This window comes from Streptomyces sp. YGL11-2, assembly GCF_050054615.1.
Classification (GTDB): domain Bacteria; phylum Actinomycetota; class Actinomycetes; order Streptomycetales; family Streptomycetaceae; genus Streptomyces.
Map to the genome: position 1 here is coordinate 1 of NZ_JBNHIN010000172.1, position 515 is coordinate 515.

The 515-nt window shown below is 65.8% G+C and carries 1 pseudogene; it reads right to left on the minus strand.

Going from position 1 to position 515, the window contains the following annotated elements:
- Window positions 1-386: pseudogene (locus ACO1BR_RS44205) on the minus strand (lipase); the annotation flags it as partial.
- Between the last annotated feature and the right edge of the window lie 129 nt (window positions 387-515).

Below are 515 nucleotides of genomic sequence, written 5' to 3' on the forward strand. Positions count from 1 at the left end.
TACCCACGCGCCACCAAATAGGGCGCCAGACCAAGCCAGTTGTCGAGACCGTTGCCCAGAGTGCCATGCACCAGGACGACCGGACGCGGATGCGCGACAGAGGGCCTACAGGAAAAGTCGTTCCAACCACCACGGCCGGCACCAACCCCTCCGCCATGAAGCCCGCCATGAAGCACAACCGCACCCACCGACGGCCTCAAGAGGAACGACCCGGACGAACCCCCAACCAGAGCGGTCGACGATGCCAGCCGAGGCAGCCCGGCCGGCCCGCCACCAGAAACCTTCAACAGCGGCAGGGCAGCGGCAGCAGGGGAAGCCGCAGCCAGACCCGCGACCAGGCCAAACACCGGAAGAGCGGCGAGCAGTCTCGACCAACGCAGCTTCACGCCATGCTCCCTACAGATGAGAGGACGCCGACACGCCCCGACAAACGCCCACACGCGACACCGACCACAAAGGCCAACGTGACGAACCCCAAGTGGTTACGGCTCGATAGCCGTACGCACCAGTGGCCA